The organism is Amycolatopsis sp. NPDC102389 (assembly GCF_044765885.1).
In the GTDB taxonomy this organism is placed as follows: domain Bacteria; phylum Actinomycetota; class Actinomycetes; order Mycobacteriales; family Pseudonocardiaceae; genus Amycolatopsis.
On sequence record NZ_JBIWKX010000027.1, the window covers coordinates 49,676 to 68,844 of the forward strand.

At 69.1% G+C, this 19,169-nt stretch carries 20 protein-coding genes; 16 read left to right on the forward strand and 4 right to left on the reverse strand.

The window, feature by feature from the left end; all coding sequences use genetic code 11:
- Positions 1–63: 63 nt before the first annotated feature.
- On the reverse strand, positions 64–1,164 hold the full coding sequence (locus ACIRGA_RS22660) for a P1 family peptidase (protein ID WP_400944118.1): 1,101 nt from the start codon (positions 1,162–1,164) through the stop codon (positions 64–66).
- A complete protein-coding gene (locus ACIRGA_RS22665) occupies positions 1,161–1,772 on the reverse strand; it encodes a TetR/AcrR family transcriptional regulator (protein WP_400944120.1) in 612 nt (203 codons plus the stop codon). Before ACIRGA_RS22665 ends, ACIRGA_RS22660 begins: the two co-directional genes overlap by 4 nt.
- Positions 1,773–1,914: 142 nt before the next feature.
- Between ACIRGA_RS22665 and ACIRGA_RS22670 the strand changes: the two genes are divergently transcribed.
- The gene (locus ACIRGA_RS22670; protein WP_400944122.1) at positions 1,915–3,291 is read left to right on the forward strand and encodes an APC family permease; all 1,377 of its coding nucleotides are present in this window, start codon (positions 1,915–1,917) and stop codon (positions 3,289–3,291) included.
- Here the strand turns inward: ACIRGA_RS22670 and ACIRGA_RS22675 are convergent, their stop codons facing one another.
- Positions 3,292–3,858 (reverse strand): helix-turn-helix domain-containing protein, encoded by a 567-nt coding sequence (locus tag ACIRGA_RS22675; protein WP_181773531.1) that lies wholly within the window; start codon positions 3,856–3,858, stop codon positions 3,292–3,294.
- A 68-nt stretch (positions 3,859–3,926) separates the two neighbouring features.
- Here ACIRGA_RS22675 and ACIRGA_RS22680 point away from each other — a divergent pair, with 68 nt between their 5' ends.
- The 5 genes from ACIRGA_RS22680 (at position 3,927) to ACIRGA_RS22700 (ending at position 7,043) form a co-directional block, all read left to right on the forward strand.
- Positions 3,927–4,640, forward strand: coding sequence for an AzlC family ABC transporter permease (locus tag ACIRGA_RS22680; RefSeq protein ID WP_400944124.1), 714 nt, complete (start codon positions 3,927–3,929; stop codon positions 4,638–4,640).
- The gene (locus ACIRGA_RS22685; protein ID WP_005159089.1) at positions 4,640–4,960 is read left to right on the forward strand and encodes an AzlD domain-containing protein; all 321 of its coding nucleotides are present in this window, start codon (positions 4,640–4,642) and stop codon (positions 4,958–4,960) included. Before ACIRGA_RS22680 ends, ACIRGA_RS22685 begins: the two co-directional genes overlap by 1 nt.
- Before the next feature lie 54 nt (positions 4,961–5,014).
- The gene (gene pdxT / locus ACIRGA_RS22690) at positions 5,015–5,644 is read left to right on the forward strand and encodes a pyridoxal 5'-phosphate synthase glutaminase subunit PdxT (protein ID WP_400944127.1); all 630 of its coding nucleotides are present in this window, start codon (positions 5,015–5,017) and stop codon (positions 5,642–5,644) included.
- Positions 5,645–5,695: 51 nt separating this feature from the next.
- On the forward strand, positions 5,696–6,445 hold the full coding sequence (locus tag ACIRGA_RS22695; protein ID WP_400944129.1) for a YebC/PmpR family DNA-binding transcriptional regulator: 750 nt from the start codon (positions 5,696–5,698) through the stop codon (positions 6,443–6,445).
- A gap of 67 nt (positions 6,446–6,512) precedes the next feature.
- On the forward strand, positions 6,513–7,043 hold the full coding sequence (locus ACIRGA_RS22700) for a DUF4262 domain-containing protein (RefSeq protein ID WP_400944131.1): 531 nt from the start codon (positions 6,513–6,515) through the stop codon (positions 7,041–7,043).
- 114 nt (positions 7,044–7,157) lie between these two features.
- Here ACIRGA_RS22700 and ACIRGA_RS22705 read toward each other — a convergent pair whose 3' ends face one another.
- On the reverse strand, positions 7,158–7,610 hold the full coding sequence (locus ACIRGA_RS22705; protein WP_400944133.1) for a cupin domain-containing protein: 453 nt from the start codon (positions 7,608–7,610) through the stop codon (positions 7,158–7,160).
- A gap of 75 nt (positions 7,611–7,685) precedes the next feature.
- Here ACIRGA_RS22705 and ruvC point away from each other — a divergent pair, with 75 nt between their 5' ends.
- The 10 genes from ruvC to ACIRGA_RS22755 all read left to right on the forward strand — a co-directional run bounded on the left by ruvC (position 7,686) and on the right by ACIRGA_RS22755 (position 19,027).
- Positions 7,686–8,270, forward strand: coding sequence for a crossover junction endodeoxyribonuclease RuvC (ruvC, locus tag ACIRGA_RS22710; RefSeq protein WP_340681463.1), 585 nt, complete (start codon positions 7,686–7,688; stop codon positions 8,268–8,270).
- On the forward strand, positions 8,267–8,866 hold the full coding sequence (ruvA, locus tag ACIRGA_RS22715) for a Holliday junction branch migration protein RuvA (RefSeq protein ID WP_125683140.1): 600 nt from the start codon (positions 8,267–8,269) through the stop codon (positions 8,864–8,866). The genes ruvC and ruvA overlap by 4 nt, the downstream gene beginning before the upstream one ends.
- 8 nt (positions 8,867–8,874) lie before the next feature.
- A complete protein-coding gene (ruvB, locus tag ACIRGA_RS22720; protein ID WP_400944136.1) occupies positions 8,875–9,948 on the forward strand; it encodes a Holliday junction branch migration DNA helicase RuvB in 1,074 nt (357 codons plus the stop codon).
- 145 nt (positions 9,949–10,093) lie between these two features.
- Complete coding sequence (yajC, locus tag ACIRGA_RS22725) at positions 10,094–10,501, forward strand: preprotein translocase subunit YajC (protein WP_400944138.1); 408 nt, start codon at positions 10,094–10,096, stop codon at positions 10,499–10,501.
- 206 nt (positions 10,502–10,707) lie between these two features.
- A complete protein-coding gene (secD, locus tag ACIRGA_RS22730) occupies positions 10,708–12,399 on the forward strand; it encodes a protein translocase subunit SecD (protein ID WP_400944140.1) in 1,692 nt (563 codons plus the stop codon).
- Positions 12,396–13,598 carry a protein translocase subunit SecF gene (gene secF / locus ACIRGA_RS22735; RefSeq protein WP_400944142.1) on the forward strand — a complete coding sequence of 401 codons (1,203 nt, stop codon included), beginning with the start codon at positions 12,396–12,398 and terminating at the stop codon, positions 13,596–13,598. The genes secD and secF overlap by 4 nt, the downstream gene beginning before the upstream one ends.
- Positions 13,599–13,703: 105 nt before the next feature.
- Positions 13,704–14,222 carry an adenine phosphoribosyltransferase gene (locus tag ACIRGA_RS22740; protein WP_400944144.1) on the forward strand — a complete coding sequence of 173 codons (519 nt, stop codon included), beginning with the start codon at positions 13,704–13,706 and terminating at the stop codon, positions 14,220–14,222.
- A 78-nt stretch (positions 14,223–14,300) separates the two neighbouring features.
- Positions 14,301–16,631 carry a bifunctional (p)ppGpp synthetase/guanosine-3',5'-bis(diphosphate) 3'-pyrophosphohydrolase gene (locus ACIRGA_RS22745; RefSeq protein WP_034307772.1) on the forward strand — a complete coding sequence of 777 codons (2,331 nt, stop codon included), beginning with the start codon at positions 14,301–14,303 and terminating at the stop codon, positions 16,629–16,631.
- 30 nt (positions 16,632–16,661) lie between these two features.
- Positions 16,662–17,441 (forward strand): enoyl-CoA hydratase-related protein, encoded by a 780-nt coding sequence (locus tag ACIRGA_RS22750; protein ID WP_400944146.1) that lies wholly within the window; start codon positions 16,662–16,664, stop codon positions 17,439–17,441.
- Positions 17,442–17,575: 134 nt separating this feature from the next.
- Positions 17,576–19,027: an amidase gene (locus tag ACIRGA_RS22755; protein ID WP_400944148.1), complete on the forward strand. Its 1,452-nt coding sequence runs from the start codon at positions 17,576–17,578 to the stop codon at positions 19,025–19,027.
- The last annotated feature ends 142 nt before the right edge of the window (positions 19,028–19,169 follow it).

Sequence of the window (19,169 nt, forward strand, 5' to 3'; positions counted from 1 at the left end):
CAACACATCTGGGGGGGGCGCGGGGCGTTGGGGTGGGGGGGGGGGGGGGGGGGGGGGGGGTGGTCAACCCCCCCCCCCCCCCCCCCACGACCCGAGCCGGCTCCCGCGCCAGCGCTCGGTCGGCAGCGCGGGAACCCGGCGTCCGCGGTGACCGGTCATCTCCTCGTTCGAGAACAGCGCGTTGAGCACCGCCTCCTCGGTCGCTTGCACCACGGCTTCGAAGAAGGGGTCGAGCCTGCCCCACGGGACGAACCGCAGGCTTTCGTACTCGGCCTCGTCCGTCCGGGGGAACCGGCTGGTGAGCGCCCCCGGATTCGCGGTGCTGAACGCCAGGAACAGGTCGCCGGAGAAATGCGAACCCGCGGTGCCGGTGCGGGCGAGGCCGAGCGGGACACGGCGGGTGAGCGACGTGCACTGGCCGGGCAGCAGGGGAGCGTCGGTCCCGACGATCACGATCACCGACCCGGCACCCGACGGCGCCGTCCAGGATTCCTCCATCGGATTGTCGGCCCCGAGCTCGGCTCCGACGTGTTCGCCCGCGACGGTGAGTTCGCGACGTGAGCCGAAGTTGGCCTGTACCAACACTCCCACGGTGTATTCATCGTCCCCATAGGACACGACGCGGGACGAGGTTCCGGTGCCGCCCTTGAAGCCGTAGCAGGTCATCCCGGTGCCGCCGCCGACAGATCCTTCGCTGACCGGTCCTGCCTGTGCGGCGTCGATCGCGGCGACGGCGTGTCCACTGTGGACGGTCGGTGCGGTGCTGTCGTTCAGGTAGCCGTCCCAGGTCTCGGCGACCACCGGCAGCAGCCATTCCGCGGCCACGTCGGGCCGTTCGCGCACGACCCAGTCGATCGTGCCGCGGTGGCACGCGCCGACGGCGTGCGTGGAGGTGATCAGCACCGGCAGGGTCAGCGAGCCGGTCTCGGCCAGCCAGGCGGTGCCGGTCATCTCGCCGTTGCCGTTGAGGGCGTACGTCCCGGCCGCGCACGGTACGGCGAAGTCCTCGCGTCCGCGAGGCAGGACGGCGGTGACGCCGGTGCGCACCGACTCTCCCTCGACGAGCGTCGTGAAACCGACCTCGACGCCGGGGACGTCGGTGAGCGCGTTGTGCTCGCCGGTCCGGCCGGGCAGCGGGACACCCAGGTCGCGGGAGCGGGTCATGGACGGTCCTCCAAGGGGTTCGAGGTGGCTGTGCGGGCGTAGGAGAGCAACATCGCTTCGGCGGTGGCGGTTTCCAGCGTCGGCACGGCCTGGGTGAGGTGCAGGCCGTAGCCGTCTTCCAGCGCGACGAGGTTCCGTGCGATCGACACCGCGTCCGCGGTCAGCGTGAACTCGCCGGTGGCGGCTCCCGCTTCGAGGATGCCGGTGTAGATCCGGACCTGCTGCTCGTAGAGCGTGATGTGCCGGGCGGCGTACACGGGATCGCGGCGGGCGATCGTGCCGAGTTCGTAGAGCAGCCCGCAGAGTTCGTCGTCGGGACCGGTGGGCAGGCCGCTGCGGATCATCGCCAGCAACCGCTCGGACGGCGTGGTCTTCGCGCCCGCGGCCTGCTCCCTCGCCGAACAGAACCGCGCCACCGCCTCGCGCTGCACCTCTTGGAGCAGGTCGGTGAGGGCGGGGAAGTAGTACAGGACCGAACCCGGCGACAGGCCCGCGCCCTCGGCGACGTCCCTCAGCCGCAGGTTCAGCACGCCGCGTTCGAGGACGGCCCGTCTGGCCACCTCGATCAGTTCGGCCCGTCGTTCCGGTGCCTTGCTCGGTCTCGCCATGCCCTCATTCTTCGAATCTTGTTCGAAAAACGCAAGACCTGCGCGCGACCAGCTCTTGACGTCACACCGTGGAGGGCCTTTGATGCGTGCTCAACAGTTCTTCGAAGGAGATTCAAGGAACCTACCTTGTAGGAGGTCGGCCGTGTCCACTCCAGCCCTGCGCCGCGGTCTGCGCACTCTCGGCACGCTGCTCATCACGCTCTCCGCGATCAGTCCCGCTTCGTCGGTCTTCATCATCGCGCCGGGGGTGATCTCCGGTGCCGGGACGGGCGCCTTCTACAGCTTCGTCGCCGCCGCGGTCGTCGGCGTGTTCATGGCCTTCGTCTACGCCGAACTCGCCTCGGCGTTCCCGTTGGCGGGCGGCGAGTACGCGATCGTCACCCGCACGCTCGGCCGCTTGCCCGGCTTCGCGGTACTGGGCCTGATGATCATCACGCAGGTGCTCATCGTCGCGGTGATCGCGCTCGGCGTCGGAACCTACCTCGGCGTGCTCATGCCCGGCGTGCCCGGTTCGGTGATCGCCGCCGTGACGTGCGTGGTCGCGGCTGTCGTCGGGGTGTTCGACATCAAGCTCAACGCCTGGGTCACCGGGATCTTCCTGGCGATCGAGATCCTCGCGCTGATCGTGGTCGGCGCGCTCGGATTGCTGAACCCGGCGCGGTCGTTCGCCGATCTGCTGGCGCATCCGGTCGCCTCGGACGGCGGGCCGGCCACGGTGGGCGCCATCGCGATCGCCACCTCGGTCGCGATCTTCGCCTACAACGGCTACGGCTCGGCCGTGTACTTCGGCGAGGAGACGCAGGACGCCTCGCGGGGGATCGCCCGCGCGATCCTGCTCGCGCTCGGCATCACGGTGCTCGCCGAACTGATCCCGGTGACCGCGGTCCTGCTCGGCGCACCCGATCTGAACGCGCTGTTCACGTCGGAGAACATGTTGTCCTACTTCATCGATTCGCGCGGCGGCGGCACGCTGAACACGGTGCTCGGGCTGGCCGTCGCGCTCGCGATCATCAACGCGGTGCTGGCGATCGTGCTGATCAGCTCGCGGATGTTGTTCAGCAGCGGCCGCGACCGGGCGTGGCCTCGGCCGGTCAACCGGGCGCTGGCCGCGGTGCACCCGAAGTTCGGGACGCCGTGGGTGGCCACCGTCGGCACCGGACTGGTGGCCGCGCTGCTCTGCTTCGTCGACCCGAAACTGCTGCTGGTGGTGACGAGCACGTCGATCGTGGCGGTCTACGCGGCACTCTGCCTCGGCGCGATCGTCGGACGGCGCACCGGCGCGACCGCGCACGCCAAGTACCGGATGCCGTGGTTCCCGGTCGCGCCGGTGCTGGCGCTGGTCGTGCTGGTGTTCGTCGTCTACCAGAACCTGCTCGACCGGGCGGTGGGACGGCCGAGCCTGATCGTCACGGCCTGTGTCGCCCTGTTGTCGATCGCGTACTACGTCCTGGTGCTGCGGCGGAAGGGCGGCTGGAAACTCGCCGACGTCACCGAGGAGAAGGCGGAGGAGCCCGCCTGATCAGGTGTACTCGGCGATCTCCACGCCGTACGTGCCCGGTTCGAGTGCCTCGAAGATGTGCGGCACGTCGCCGGGGTAGCAGATGTAGTCACCCGGCAGCAGTTCGACCGGATCGTCCTGTGGCCCGACCTTGGCGCGGCCCGCGCTGAGGACGATGTGCTCGACGATGCCGCTCATATGCGGATCCGAGAGCCGCGGTTTGCCGGGCTCGGCGCGAATCAGGTACACGTCGCGCCGGGCTCCGGGCGGGCAGGAGCTGAGCAGCGTGCACGCGTAATCGGCGTGTTCGGCGAACACCGTCGGACCGCTGCCCGAGCGGATGACCTGCACGCGGGGGCGTTCCGGTTCGACCACCCGCGAGAACGGGACGTCGAGCGCGACGCACAACGCCCAGATCGTCTCGACGCTCGGATTCCCGGTCCCGGACTCCAGCTGCGAGAGCGTGGATTTCGCGATGCCGGCGCGTTTGGCCACCTCGGTGAGGGAGAGCCCGGTGCGGGCGCGTTCCCGGCGCAGGGACATGGCGATGACGTCCAAGGGGGCGCCGTCGGACGCGGTCGGGGACATGCGTTCGCTCCATCGGTCGTTGCGTTCGCCTTGACGAACACGGCTGCGTTCGTTCATTGTATGACGCTATGCGTTCGATATGGCGAACAACCACTCGTGTCCTGGGGCGCGATCTTCTCCGTGACATCGGGCTGGTCTGCCTCGCCGACACCATTGTCGGCATCTCCTACGGCGCCATCGCGGTGGGCTCCGGCTTCCCGTTCTGGGCGCCGATGCTGCTTTCCGTGCTGGTCTTCGCCGGTGCCTCGCAGTTCATGTTCGTCGGCATCATCGCCGCGGGCGGCAGCCCGGTCGCGGCCGTCGCCGCGGGTCTGCTGGCCAACGCGCGGCATCTGCCGTTCGGCTTCGCGATCGGAGACGTCCTGGGGAAGCGGTGGTCGTCGAGGGTGATCGGCAGCCACCTGATGATCGACGAATCGGTCGCGTTCGCGCTGGCCCAGCGCGACGAAGAGCGACGCAAGGCGGCGTACTGGGTGTGCGGGATCGGGCTGTTCGCCTGCTGGAACGTCGGCGTCCTCGCCGGGGCCTACGCCGGGACCGCGATCAGCGACACCGACGCCTTCGGTCTCGACGCGGCCTTCCCGGCGGTCCTGCTCGCGCTGGTCCTGCCGTCGTTGCGCGACCGCGCCGCCCGGCTGCCGGTGCTCGTCGGCGTGGCCGTCGCGCTGGCCACGACGCCGTTCCTGCCCGCGGGGCTGCCGGTGCTGCTCGCGCTGGTCGGCGTGCTGGCCGGAGTGGCCGCGAAGGAACCCGCCGAACGCGAACCCGAGGGAGTGCACTGATGGATCCGCTGGACCTGATCATCGCCGGCGGCGTGCTCGCCGCCGGGACCTTCGCCTTCCGGTTCGCCGGGCCGGTGCTGAAGGCGCGGTTCACCGTGTCGCCCAAGGCCGAGAAGCTGATGGCGCGCTCGGCCGTCGTCCTGCTGGCCGCGCTGGTCGCGGTCGCCGCGCTCACCGAGGGACACGAGTTCGCCGGCTACGCCCGGCCCGCCGGAGTGCTGGTCGGCGGCGTGCTGGCCTGGCGCAAGGCGCCGTTCGCGCTGGTCGTCGTGGCGGCGGCCGCGACCGCCGCCCTGCTGAGGCTGGCCGGGGTCCCCTGACCTGCCCGTTCCCCGAAGCGCCTAAGCTAAGGGGAAGGTCTTTCGGGAGGTCGGGTGGCGATCGCGACGGGGGCACGGCCGGTGGTCGGCGTGCTCGCACTGCAGGGCGACGTGCGGGAGCACGCCGCGATGGTGGAACGCGCCGGCGCACGGGCGCTGCCGGTCCGCCGCGCGAGTGAACTGTCCGAAGTGGACGGTCTGGTCCTGCCGGGTGGCGAGTCGACCACCATGTCGAGGCTGCTGGAGACCTTCGAGCTGCTGGAGCCGCTGCGCGAGCGCATCGCGGACGGGATGCCGGCGTTCGGCTCCTGCGCCGGGATGATCCTGCTCGCCCGCCAGGCCCTCGACGGGCGGCCTGACCAGCGGCAACTCGGCGGGCTCGACGTCGTCGTCCGGCGCAACGCGTTCGGGCGGCAGGTGGACTCCTTCGAAGCCGATCTCGACTTCACCGGAGTCGAAGGCGGCCCGGTGCACGCTGTGTTCATCCGCGCCCCGTGGGTCGAAAAGGCGGGCGACGGGGTCGAAGTACTCGCCAGTGTCCCCGAAATGCCGGGCTCCGAAGACGCGGCCGCTAGGATCGTCGCGGTCCGGCAGGGGGCGGTCCTCGCCACGTCGTTCCACCCCGAACTCACCGGGGACGAGCGCGTGCACAGGCTGTTCGTCGACCTCGTGCGGCAGGATTGAGCAAAACCGACACTGTGCTCAGCGGCGGGCACAGGAGTAGATGGAGGAGAGATGAGCGGCCACTCCAAGTGGGCCACCACGAAGCACAAGAAGGCCAACCTGGACGCGAAGCGCGGCAAGCTCTTCGCCCGGTTGATCAAGAACATCGAGGTGGCGGCCCGGACCGGCGGTGGTGACCCGGACGGCAATCCGACGCTCTACGACGCCATCCAGAAGGCCAAGAAGAACTCGGTCCCGCAGGACAACATCGAGCGCGCCCGCAAACGCGGCGCCGGTGAAGAGGCCGGTGGCGCCGACTGGCAGACCATCACCTACGAGGGCTACGGCCCGAACGGTGTGGCCGTGCTGATCGAATGCCTCACCGACAACAAGAACCGTGCCGCCATGGAGGTGCGGACCGCCCTCACTCGGAACAACGGCTCGCTCGCCGACCCGGGCTCGGTCGCCTACATGTTCAACCGCAAGGGCGTCGTGATCATGCCCAAGGGTGAGGCCGGCGAGGACGACGTCCTCATGGCCGTGCTCGACGCGGGCGCCGAAGAGGTCAACGACCTCGACGAGAACTTCGAGATCGTTTCGGAGGCCACCGACCTCGTCCCGGTCCGGAAAGCCTTGCAGGAAGCCGGTTTCGAGTACGAGTCCGCGGATCTCACCTTCCTGCCGTCGGTCAGTGTCCCGCTGGACGTCGAAGGCGCGAAGAAGGTCTTCAAGCTCATCGACGCGCTCGAGGATTGCGACGACGTGCAGAACGTCTACGCGAACTTTGACGTGTCCGACGAGGTCATGGCCGAGGTCGGCTGATCGATTTTCCCGCCGTACCGCGGAAAATCGGTCCCGGGACTAGGTGCGGGCGCTCGCGTGGGGCACAATGTCGCGCGTGACGACCTCCGAAGCCGATGCCCTCACCGCCGAAGAAACCGAACTCATCCAGTGGATCGAGGGACAGGCGAAGGCGAGAGGGAACGCGGTCATCGCGGTCGAAGGCGACGAGGAGGAAGCGGCCTTCTGCTTCACCGCGTGCGCCTGGGCGCTGCACCAAGTCGCGGAAGCGGTCGTGATCGGACTGCCCGAGCACATGGGGCCGGTCCTTCTCGACGCCTACGTCGACCGCGCGGCCGCCGGCGAGATCTTCGAGGTCGGCAAACGCTACGACGATTTCTTCGAGGGCGCGCCGGTGGTCTTCGAACGGGTGGCGAAGGGGCACTATCCCGAGTACTTCGGGAGCGCGTTCCTGATCTACCCGGACGGGGACTTCCCGGCGCTGCAGTTGATCGTCGCCACGCCGGACGGGCACTTCCCGTGGCATCCGGACGCGCCCGAAGGCTTCGCGCGGTACCAGCCGGTGCTGACCGAATCCGGTGACCCGGAAAGCTGGACGCCGGGCGTCGACGGTCCCTGAGGTTTGTGGTCCAGGGGGTGGGGGGGGGGGGGGGGGGGGGGGGGGGGGGGGGGGGGTGCCCCCACACCCCCCCCCCCCCCCCCCCCCCCCCCCCCCACCAACCCGGCCCAGGGCTCACTCCAGCTCCAGCCAAGGCGCCAGGTCTTCCGTGGCGTCCGGCCACTCCGCCGCCAAAGCCGCCGCGGAACGGAACTCCACGCAGTCGTCCGTATAAGGCGGCACCACCACGGTCCCGAGCAGGCTCCACTCACCGGTACTCACCGACGCCTGCCAGACCCCGGCGGGCACCCCCACCTGCGGACGCTGGCCTGCCGCGACGTCCGGTCCCAGCACTGGCCGCGAAACACGCCCATCGGGGAACAACAGCAGCATCCGCACCGGCGCTCCGGCGTGGTGGGCGTAGATCTCCAGCCGGTCCAGCCGGTGCGGCGCCGAGGTTTCCGGCGAAACGAGCAGGTAGTAGATCGCGGACGCGGTTTCGTCGCGCCAGCTCTGCGCCCAGCGGCCACCCTCCACAGGTAACGGCTGGAGACCCAGATGGGCGGTGAAGTCGTCGGGGCTCGGCATGTCCTCATCTTCCCCGCCCCCGGCTCCGGGTAGCCTCAGGCCTCGAACTGATGTTCGCCGGAGCGGAGGAAACGCGTGCGGGTACTCGGGGTCGACCCCGGTCTGACCAGGTGCGGGCTCGGAGTGGTCGACGGCGGCACGGGCCGCACCGTCCGCGCCGTGGCCGTCGACGTCGTGCGGACCCCGCCGGACGCCGATCTTTCCGTGCGGCTGCTGGGGATCTCCGACGCCGTCGAGCGCTGGCTCGATCGCTACAAGCCCGAGGCCGTCGCCGTGGAACGGGTCTTCGCGCAGCACAACGTGCGCACCGCGATGGGCACCGCGCAGGCGGGCGGCGTCGTCGCGCTCGCCGCGGCCAAACGCGGGCTACCGGTCGTGTTCCACACCCCGAGTGAGGTCAAGGCCGCCGTCACGGGCTCCGGCCGCGCGGACAAGGCGCAGGTCACCGGTATGGTCATGCGGCTGCTCGGCCTCGAGGTCAAACCGCATCCGGCGGACGCCGCGGACGCGCTGGCACTCGCAATCTGCCATCTGTGGCGCGAACCGATGCGGGTCCGGCTCGCCGAAGCCGAGGCCAGGGCGGCCGAGATCGCCAAGAACCACAAGGCCAGGCTCGCCGCCGCGGCCAAACAAGCCAAAACGCAGGGAGCGGCTCGATGATCTCCTCGGTACGCGGTGAAATCCTCTCCATCGGTCTCGACCATGTCGTGATCGAGGTCGGGGGAGTGGGCTTCGCCGTGCAGGCCACCCCCGCCACCCTCGCGACGCTTCGCCGCGGCGAAGAGGCGATGCTGCACACCGCACTCGTGGTCCGTGAGGATTCGCTGACGCTGTTCGGTTTCGCCGACGCCGACGCCCGCGAACTGTTCGGCCTGCTGCAGACGGTCTCCGGGATCGGGCCGCGCCTCGCGCTGGCGACACTCGCCGTCCTCGATCCCGACAAACTGCGGTCGGCCCTGGTCGAAGGCAACATCACCGTGCTCACCCAGGTGCCCGGCATCGGCCGCAAGGGCGCCGAGCGGCTCACCCTCGAACTGCGTGACAAGGTCACCGCGCTCGCCGGCCCGACCGACGGTTCCCCGGCGGTCGTCGCGCCCGGCGCGCTCCGCGGTGAGGTCGTCGAAGCGCTCGCGGGTCTCGGCTTCCCGGCCAAGCAAGCCGAACAGGCGGTCGACAAGGTGCTCGGCGAAGGCGAAGGCCACACGACGTCGTCCGTGCTGCGTGCCGCGTTGGCCACCCTCGGGCGTAAGCGGTAGCCGGCCACATGGACCATGAGGCCGTGACGGATTTCGAGACGGACGAGACGCTCTCGGCGCTGCCGCAGACCGGTGAACGCGAGGTCGAGACCACGCTGCGCCCGCGCAAGCTGGACGAGTTCGTCGGCCAGCCGCGGGTGCGTGAACAGCTCGAACTCGTCCTGGAAAGCGCTCGCCGCCGGGGTGTCCCGCCGGATCACGTCCTGCTCTCCGGCCCGCCCGGGCTGGGCAAGACGAGTATGGCGATGATCGTCGCCGCCGAACTCAACGCCGCCATCCGCATCACCTCCGGACCGGCGCTGGAACGCGCGGGCGACCTGGCCGCGATGCTGTCCAACCTGGCGCCCGGCGACGTCCTGTTCATCGACGAGATCCACCGCATCGCCCGCCCCGCCGAGGAGATGCTGTACCTCGCGATGGAGGACTTCCGCGTCGACGTCGTCGTCGGCAAAGGCCCCGGCGCCACCAGCATCCCGCTGGAGATCGCGCCGTTCACGCTGGTCGGGGCCACGACGCGGTCCGGTTCGCTGACCGGTCCGCTGCGCGACCGGTTCGGTTTCACCGGTCAGATGGAGTTCTACAGCGACAGCGAGCTCGAACTCGTCGCCCGCCGTGCCGCCACGATCCTCGACATCGACATCGACCGGGACGGCTGCGCGGAGATCGCCCGCCGGTCCCGCGGCACACCCCGGATCGCGAACCGGCTCCTGCGCCGGGTGCGCGACTACGCCGAGGTCCGGGCCGACGGCAAGGTCACGCGCAAGATCGCGCGTGCCGCGCTGGAGGTCTACGACGTCGACGAACTCGGCCTCGACCGGCTCGACCGCGCGGTGCTGACCGCGTTGGTCCGCTCCTTCGGCGGCGGCCCGGTCGGCGTGTCCACGCTGGCCGTCGCGGTGGGGGAAGAACCGACCACCGTCGAAGAGGTGTGTGAGCCTTACCTGGTCCGCGCCGGTATGCTCGCCCGCACTCCTCGCGGCCGGGTCGCCACAGCGGCCGCCTGGGAGCACCTCGGCCTGCCGGCTCCGGCCGGTGCCACCCGCGGCGAGCAGGGCGGTCCGAACCTGTTCGACCAGGACTGACCGGACCGTTCACACGGTCCGGGGCCCGTGGTGACGACGGGTGGTGGTGGAGTTTCCGCTGGCACCTGGCACACTCGGAGAGAGCACACCCCGCCAAACCGGACAAAACAGCGCACCGCGCGGCGTCCGCTCGAAATGGAGAATCATGAACCAGTTATTGCTGCCGCTGCTCCTGATGCTCGTTGTGGCGATTCCGCTCGTCATGGGCACCCGTAAGCAGAAGAAGGCGGCGGCAGCGCAGCAGGAGCTGCTCTCGAGCCTGGCTCCCGGTGACCGGGTGATGACCACCTCCGGTCTCTACGCGTCTGTCGCCGACGCTTCCGCCGACACCACGATCGACCTCGAGATCGCTCCGGGCGTCGTGACCACCTGGCTGCGCCAGGCCGTCCGCGAGAAGGTCGAGCCGGTCGTCGAGACCGACGTGGACGACGTTGACACGCTCGACGACGAGGCCGTCGTCGAGGAGCCGGCCATCGAGTCGAAGGACGACGAGCGCGTCGAAGAGAAGTCGGGTGCGCAGATCGCTCCTCCGCTGGAGCACGGCAAGAAGTAGCGGTTGTAAGGCCATCCCCGACACCAGACTTTCGTAGGTGCGGGGCCAACGCCGGGCTCACGCAGCACCGAGTAGTGTCTCGGTGCTGCGTGCGTGTCCGTCGTCATAGTCGTGCTCGTTCGCGGTACCGCCGGACTCCCGTCCTGTGAGTGAACAGCCAAGTCCATTGGGGAAAAACCCAGTCCGTCCGAGGAGACCGAAGCACAGTGGCCGCACCGGCCGGGCATCTCCGCCCGGGACGCTATCTCGCCTTCTTCGCCCTGATCGTGGTGGCGCTGTACGCCCTGGTGTTCTTCACCGGTAGCGGCAAGCCGACGCCGAAGCTCGGCATCGATCTTCAAGGCGGCACGAGGGTCACCCTGTCCGCCCGAAACCCCGACGGCGGCGACCCTCCGCGAGAGTCCCTCGAACAGGCCCGCTCGATCATCGAGCGCCGGGTCAACGGTATCGGCGTCGGCGGCACCGAGGTCGTCCTCGACGGCAGCAACGTCGTCATCACCGTCCCCGGCGAGCAGGGCGACCAGGCCAAGACCCTGGGCAAGACCGCGAAGCTGGGCTTCCGGAAGGTCGTGACGTCGCAGCCGGCGACCCCGGCCCCGCAGCCGTCGGCCCCGCCCGCCTCGGGCACGCCGTCTTCGGCGCCGCCGTCCTCGCCTGGCGCGAGCGCCCCGCCGACCAGCCCGGCCAACGGCGGTGGAGCCGCCGGTGCGCCGCAGCAGCAACAGCCCGACTCCGATGAGCAGACCAAGAAGGAGATCGAGGAAGCCCGGAGCCTCCGGCAGAATCCCGATCTGATTTCGACGGACCAGGCGAAGCAGGCCGCGGCCGCCGAGAAGGCCTTCGCGGCCCTCAACTGCGACCCCAAGGTGTCGGACCCGCTGGTCGGCAACGACCTCACCGACAAGCCGCTGGTCGCCTGCGGTGACAAGAACACCATGAAGTACCTGCTGGAGCCGGAGTTCCTCCCCGGAACGGAGATCTCCGACGCTTCCTCGGGCTACGACACCCAGAACTCCCAGTGGGTCGTCAACCTGAACTTCAAGAGCGACGGCTCCCGGATCTGGGGCGACTTCACCTCGAAGAACACCCAGAAGCAGGCCGCGTTCGTCCTCGACACGCAGGTCGTCTCCGCGCCGACCATCCAGTCCGCGATCCTGGGCGGTCAGACCCAGATCACCGGCCGGTTCAGCCAGGCAGAGGCGAAGGACCTGGCCGACGTGCTGAAGTACGGCTCGCTGCCGTTGTCGTTCGAGTCCTCGGACGCGACGACGGTGTCCGCGACGCTGGGTCTCGCGTCGCTGCAGGCGGGCCTGATCGCGGGCGGTATCGGACTGCTGATCGTGTTCATCTACTGCTTGTTCTATTACCGGCTGCTCGGCGTGCTGACGATTTTGTCGCTGGCCTTGTCGTTCTCGCTGGTCTACGCGGTGCTGGTGTTGCTGGGGCGGTGGATCGGGTACACCCTCGACCTCGCCGGCGTGGCGGGCCTGATCATCGCGATCGGTATCACCGCCGACTCGTTCGTCATCTACTTCGAACGGTTGAAGGACGAGATCCGGGAAGGCAGGACGTTCCGCTCGGCGGTGCCGCGAGGCTGGTCCCGCGCCCAGCGCACGATCCTGGCGTCGGACGCGGTCAGCTTCCTCGCCGCGGCCATCCTGTACTGGCTGGCCGTCGGTGAGGTCAAGGGCTTCGCGTTCACCCTCGGCATGTCGACGGTCCTCGACCTCGTCGTGGTCTACCTCGTGACCCACCCGCTGGTCGCGATGGTGTCCCGCTCGAAGTCGAAGTTCCTGTCCAACCCCAAGAATCTCGGCCTCGGTGCCGTGCAGCAGGTGGGCTCGGAGCGCAAGGCGGCCCGTCCGGCCGCCGGCCGCCCGAACGTCAAGGAGGCGTGACCGTGGTCGACGACAACACCACCACCGCGGGCAAGCGCGACAGCATCTTCCGCCGCCTCTACGTGGGCACGGGCGCGTTCGACGTGGTCGGCAAGCGCAAGCGCTGGTACATCTTCTTCGGCGCGCTGGTGCTGGTCTGCATCGCGTCGATGGGGATCAAGGGCTTCAACTTCGGTATCGACTTCGAAGGCGGCACCCAGATCCAGCTGCCCGCGAACGGCAAGAACGGGCAGATCACCGAGCAGCAGGCCAAGGACGTCTTCTCCGAGGCGCTCGGCCGTCCGGCCGACGAGGCGCAGAAGGTCGGCAGCGGTGCCTCGTCGACCATCCAGCTCCGTTCGGACACCCTGGACACGGCCGAGGTCTCCAAGATCAAGGAAGCGCTGTTCCGGGACCTGGGCCCGATCGGGTCCAACGGGCAGCCGAGTGTCCAGGCCATCAGTGACAGCGCGGTGAGCGCGTCCTGGGGCGGGGAGATCTCGCGGCAGGCACTGATCGCGCTCGGAGTATTCCTCCTGGCGGTCACGCTGTTCCTGGCGCTGTACTTCGACCCCAGGATGGCCGCCGCGGCGCTGATCTCGCTTCTGCACGACATCGTGGTGACGGCGGGTGTGTACTCGCTGATCGGCTTCGAGGTCACGCCGGCGACGGTGATCGGTCTGCTGACGATCCTCGGCTTCTCGCTGTACGACACGGTGGTGGTGTTCGACAAGGTCCGCGAGAACACGCGCGGCCTGCTCGGGCTCACCCGCCGCACCTTCGGCGAGGCGGCCAACCTGGCGCTGAACCAGACGCTGATGCGGTCGTTCAACACGGCGCTGATCGCGATGCTGCCGATTCTCGGCCTGCTCGTGGTCGGGTACGTCCTGCTCGGCTCCGGCACGCTGCAGGACCTCGCGCTGGTGCAGCTCACCGGCACCTTGGTCGGCGTGCTGTCCTCGGTCGCGCTGGCCACCCCGCTGCTGGTGGATCTGAAGATGCGTGACCCGAAGTTCCGCCAGCAGGCGGACCGGGTCGCCGCGCGGCGCGCGAACCAGGCCCGCAAGGCCGCCGAGCGGGACGACGACTTCGACCCGAACGACGAGGACGCGCTGGCCGCCGAGCTCCGCAAGGAGAAGGCGTACGCCGCGGCGGCGAGCGTGCCCGCCCGGAACCAGAAGGCCCACAAGGGCCGTCCCTCGGGCAAGCGCAAGAGGTAACCGGCTTTCAAGCGCTATGAACGGTCCGTTCCTTGCGAAATTCGCAAGGAACGGACCGTTCATAGCGTTCAGGGACCGGAAGCACGACTGGAGAGCAGGAAGTACATGGAACTGGACAAGGCACTCGACCTGATCGCCGACGTGCCGGACTTCCCGGAACCCGGCGTGCTGTTCCGGGACCTGAGTCCGCTGTTCGCCGACGCGGCGGGTTTCCGGGCCGTCACCGACGCGCTGGCCGCCACCGTCGATCCCGAGGTCGATCTGCTGGCCGGAGTGGAAGCGCGCGGATTCCTGCTGGCCGCCGCCGTCGGCTACGCCCGAGGTCTCGGTGTCGCGTTGATCCGCAAGCCCGGCAAGCTGCCCCGCGTCGCCGGCAGGGTCGGGTACACGCTGGAATACGGCACCGCGACCGTCGAATTGCCCGAAGGCGTCGTCGAGCCCGGCCAGCGTGTCGCGATCCTCGACGACGTGCTCGCCACCGGCGGCACGGTCGCGGCGACCTGCGAACTGCTGGAAAACGCGAAGGCGCAGGTCACCGGGGTTTCGGTGGTCATGGAACTCGGCGCGCTCGGCGGTCGTTCCGTGCTTGAAGGGCGCCGTGTGGAGGCCCTCCGGGTGTGTTGAACGGGCGTACCAAGTAAGCCGCGAGGGGGAGCGGTTACCCTTGATGTCCGAAGGCCGCACGAAGCGCAGGAGGTGCGGGTGAGCCAAGAGCTCGATGCCGCGGTGTCCTCGAAGGACGGCACCGAGCAGAACGGTGCGGCGCGACAGGGGGCAGCGCCGACGCCGTCCGCGACGCGCCGCGTGCGCGCCCGCCTGGCCCGCCGGATCACCGCGCAGCGCGCCGCGCCGGTCAAGCAGGTTCTCGAACCGCTCGCCGTCATCCACCGCGAGCTGCATCCCAACGCGGATCTCGCGCAGCTCCAGCGCGCGTACGACGTCGCCGAGGAGCTGCACCGCGAGCAGCGGCGCAAATCCGGCGACCCGTACATCACGCATCCGCTCGCCGTCGCGACGATCCTCGCCGAACTCGGCATGGACACCACGACGCTGGTCGCGGCGCTGTTGCACGACACCGTCGAGGACACGGGCTACTCGCTGGAGAGCTTGAAGGCCGACTTCGGTGAGAAGGTCGGCGAGCTCGTCGACGGCGTCACCAAACTCGACAAGGTCAAGCTCGGCACGGCCGCCGAGGCCGAGACCATCCGCAAGATGGTCATCGCGATGGCGCGCGACCCGCGCGTGCTGGTCATCAAGCTGGCCGACCGGCTGCACAACATGCGCACGATGCGCTTCCTGCCGCCCGAGAAGCAGGCCCGCAAGGCGCGCGAGACCCTGGAGGTCCTCGCCCCGCTGGCGCACCGGCTCGGCATGGCGACGGTCAAATGGGAGCTGGAGGACCTGGCGTTCGCCATCCTGCAGCCGAAGAAGTACGACGAGATCGTCCGCCTGGTCGCCGATCGCGCGCCTTCACGCGACACATACCTGCGGTCGGTGATCACCGAGCTGACCGGCAATCTCGAAGGCTCGCGGATCACCGCCAAGGTCGAGGGCAGGCCGAAGCACTACTACTCGATCCACCAGAAGATGATCGTCCGAGGCCGCGACCTCGACGACATCCACGACCTGGTGGGCGTGCGGATCCTGGTCGAGGACGTCCGTGACTGCTACGCCGCGATGGGCGTCGTCCACGCGCTGTGGCAGCCGGTCCCCGGCCGGTTCAAGGACTACATCGCGCAGCCCCGTTTCGGTGTCTACCAGTCGTTGCACACCACGGTGATCGGGCCGGACGGCAAACCGCTCGAGGTCCAGATCCGAACCTACGAGATGCACCGCACCGCCGAGTACGGCATCGCCGCGCACTGGCGGTACAAGGAGACCAAGGGCACCCACAACGGGAACGCCGTGGACGTCGACGAGATGGCCTGGATGCGCCAGCTCCTCGACTGGCAGCGTGAAGCGGCGGACCCGGGGGACTTCCTCGAGTCACTGCGCTACGAGCTCGCCTCGCGCGAGATCTTCGTGTTCACGCCCAAGGGCGACGTGATCACGCTGCCGGTCGATTCGACGCCGGTCGACTTCGCCTACGCCGTGCACACCGAGGTCGGGCACCGGTGCATCGGCGCCCGCGTCAACGGCAGGCTCGTCGCGCTCGAGCGCAAGCTGGAGAACGGCGAGGTCATCGAGATCTTCACCTCGAAGGCCGAGACGGCGGGACCGAGCCGCGACTGGCTGCAGTTCGCCGGTTCGCCCAAGGCGCGCGCGAAGATCCGGCAGTGGTTCGCCAAGGAACGCCGTGACGAGGCGATCGAAGGCGGCAAGGAGGCCATCACCAAGGAGGTCCGCAAGGTCGGCCTCCCGATCCAGCGGCTGGTCTCCGCCGAGTCCATGGGCGCGGTCGCCACCGAGCTGCGGCATCCGGACATCAGCTCGCTGTACGCGGCCGTCGGCGAGGGCCACACCAGCGCGAAGCACGTCGTGCAGCGCCTGGTCGCGCTCATCGGCGGAGTCGACGAGGCAGAGGAGGAGCTCGCCGAGCGCGCGACCCCGTCCACCGTCACCCGCCGCCGCGGCTCGAACGACGTCGGCGTCGTGGTGAAGGGCGCCAGCGACATCTGGGCCAAGCTCGCCCGCTGCTGCACGCCGGTGCCGGGCGACGAGATCCTCGGTTTCGTCACGCGCGGCGGTGGCGTCAGCGTCCACCGGACCGACTGCACCAACGCCGACGACCTGCGGGCCCAGCCCGAGAGGCTGGTCGAGGTCGAGTGGGCGCCGTCGGCGTCTTCGGTGTTCCTCGTCGCGATCCAGGTCGAGGCGCTCGACCGGCACCGCCTGCTCTCCGACGTCACCAAGGTGCTCGCGGACGAGAAGGTCAACATCCTGTCCGCGTCGGTCACCACGTCACGGGACAGGGTCGCGGTCAGCCGGTTCTCGTTCGAGATGGGCGACCCGAAGCATCTCGGCCACGTGCTGAAGGTGGTCCGAGGAGTCGAGGGCGTTTACGACGTGTATCGGGTCACTTCGGCTTCGTGACCACAGGTGGGTCCCCGCTAAAGTCCGGGCATGACTGACGGGTTCGAGTTCACTCGCGACGGCGAGGTCGCACGGCTGACGTTCACCAGGCCGGAGAAGATGAACGCGATCACCTACGGGATGTGGTCGGCGATCCCGGACGTGGTGGCGCGGGTGGAGGCGGACCCGGCGATCAAGGTTCTCGTGCTGACCGGCGCGGGCGCGCACTTCTCGGCGGGTGCGGACATCAGCGAGTTCCGGGACCTGCGGTCCACCGCCGAGGCGGCCGAGACCTACGACAAGGCCGTCGACGGGGCCGTGGCGGCGCTGACGGCGGCGCGGAAGCCGACGGTCGCGATGATCCAGGGGAACTGCATCGGCGGCGGATGTCAGATCTCGGTCGCCTGCGACTTCCGCTTCGCGGCGGAGGGTTCGCGCTTCGGCATCACGCCCGCGAAACTCGGGATCGTCTACCACTTCGACTCGACACGGCAACTGGTCTCCTTGGTCGGCCCCGCGAACGCGAAGTACTTCCTGCTCTCGGGTGAACTCGTCGATTCGCGGCGGGCGCGGGAGATCGGGTTGCTCAACGACGTCTTCCCGGCCGACGAACTGGAGGCATCGACGGGGAAGTTCGTCAAGACGCTGGCTTCGCGCTCGCAGGCCTCGGTGCGCGGGATGAACCGGATCATCGAGAAGATCGTGGCGGGACAACAGGAATCCGACGCCGAAGTGGACGAGATCCGGCTGGGTGCCCTGCACGGTGAGGACTATGCCGAAGGGGTGGCCGCGTTCCTGGCGCGGCGGCCGCCGAAGTTCACTCATCGCTGAGGTTTTGTTTTCTCACCCCGAAAACTCTTGTGGCGCCGTACTTTCTATGCCTTCGCAGGCCGGGTTCCCGGTGATCGCGTTGTTGCGCGAAAAGGAATTTTATGGCCTGCGCCAGAGGTGTTTATGGTCGATTCATGGAGTCGAAATTTCAGACGGCGGAAGAGCTCGCGACCGCTTTGCGCGCCGGTGAGGTCACCTCGGCGGAGCTGACCGACGAGGCGATCGACCGGATCGAGCGGGACGACAAGGCGATCAACGCGATCTGTGTGCCGGACTTCGATCGTGCGCGGGCCGCCGCGCGCGATGCCGACCAGGCGCGCGCCCGCGGCGAGGACCGGCCGCTGCTCGGTATCCCGGTGACCGTCAAGGAGTCGTTCAACATGACCGGCCTGCCCACGACCTGGGGCATGCCGCAGCATCGGGACTTCGTGCCCGCCGAGGACGCGGTGCAGGTGTCGCGGCTCAAGGCCGCCGGGGCGGTGGTGCTCGGCAAGACCAACGTGCCGTTGGGGCTGCAGGACATCCAGACCTTCAACGAGTTCTACGGCACCACGAACAACCCGTGGGATCACGATCGCACTTCGGGCGGATCCTCCGGCGGATCGGCGGCGGCACTGGCGTCCGGATTCGGCGCGCTGTCCCTCGGCTCCGATCTCGCCGGCTCGTTGCGCACCCCTGCGCATTTCTGCGGCATCTACGCGCACAAGCCGACGGTCGGGCTCGCGGCGACCCGCGGCATGGTCCCGCCGCCGGCGCCCGCCTTGCCGGCCGACCTCGACTTGGCCGTCGCCGGTCCGATGGCGCGCTCGGCCCGCGACCTCATGCTCCTGCTCGACGTCATGGCCGGGCCGGACCCGCTGACCCACGGTCTGGCGTATGAGGTGAAGCTGCCGCCCGCACGCCACGAGCGGCTCAGCGACTTCCGGGTCTTGGTGATCGAGGATCATCCGCTCATCCCGACCGGGGCCGCCGTGCGGGCGGGCCTGAACCGGGTGGCCGACGCGCTTGTCGACGGCGGCGCCCGCGTCGAGCGGTACAGCCCGCTGCTGCCCGACCTGACCGAGGCCGCGACGCTCTACATGCAGTTGCTGTTCTCGAGCACTGTCGCACGTTTTCCCGTCGAGGCGTACGAGCAGCTGCGGACCACCGCGGCCGGGCTGAGCGCGGACGATCAGAGTCTCGACGCCGCGCGCCTACGCGCCATGGTGTTCAGTCACCGCGATTGGCTCGAGAAGTACGACCAACGCGAGCGTCATCGCCACGCCTGGCGGCAGCTGTTCGCCGAGTTCGACGCCGTGGTGTGCCCGATCACGCCGACGCCCGCCTTCCCGCACGACCACGACCCCGATCTGCTGGGCCGCCGGATCGACATCGACGGTGCCGGTTACCCGTACTTCGACCAGCTCGTCTGGGCGGGCGTGGCCACCATGCCCGGTCTGCCCGCCACCGCCGTGCCGACGGGCCGGTCCGCCGAGGGCCTTCCGGTGGGAGTGCAGCTCATCGGCCCGGCGTTCGAGGATCGCACCCCGCTGCGGCTGGCCGAACTGCTCGAGCAGACGATCGGGGGCTTCGAGGCGCCGCGGTAAGGCTTCGCGCCTAGTCGTGGGTGGGGGGGGGGGGGGGGGGGGTGTTTTAAAATGCAGAACCCAGCCCAAAAACAAAGAAAGAATGGATGAGTCAGATAGTCTGCGAGTTTGTTAGTAACAAGCAAAGGAGGCAGAGAGCAGG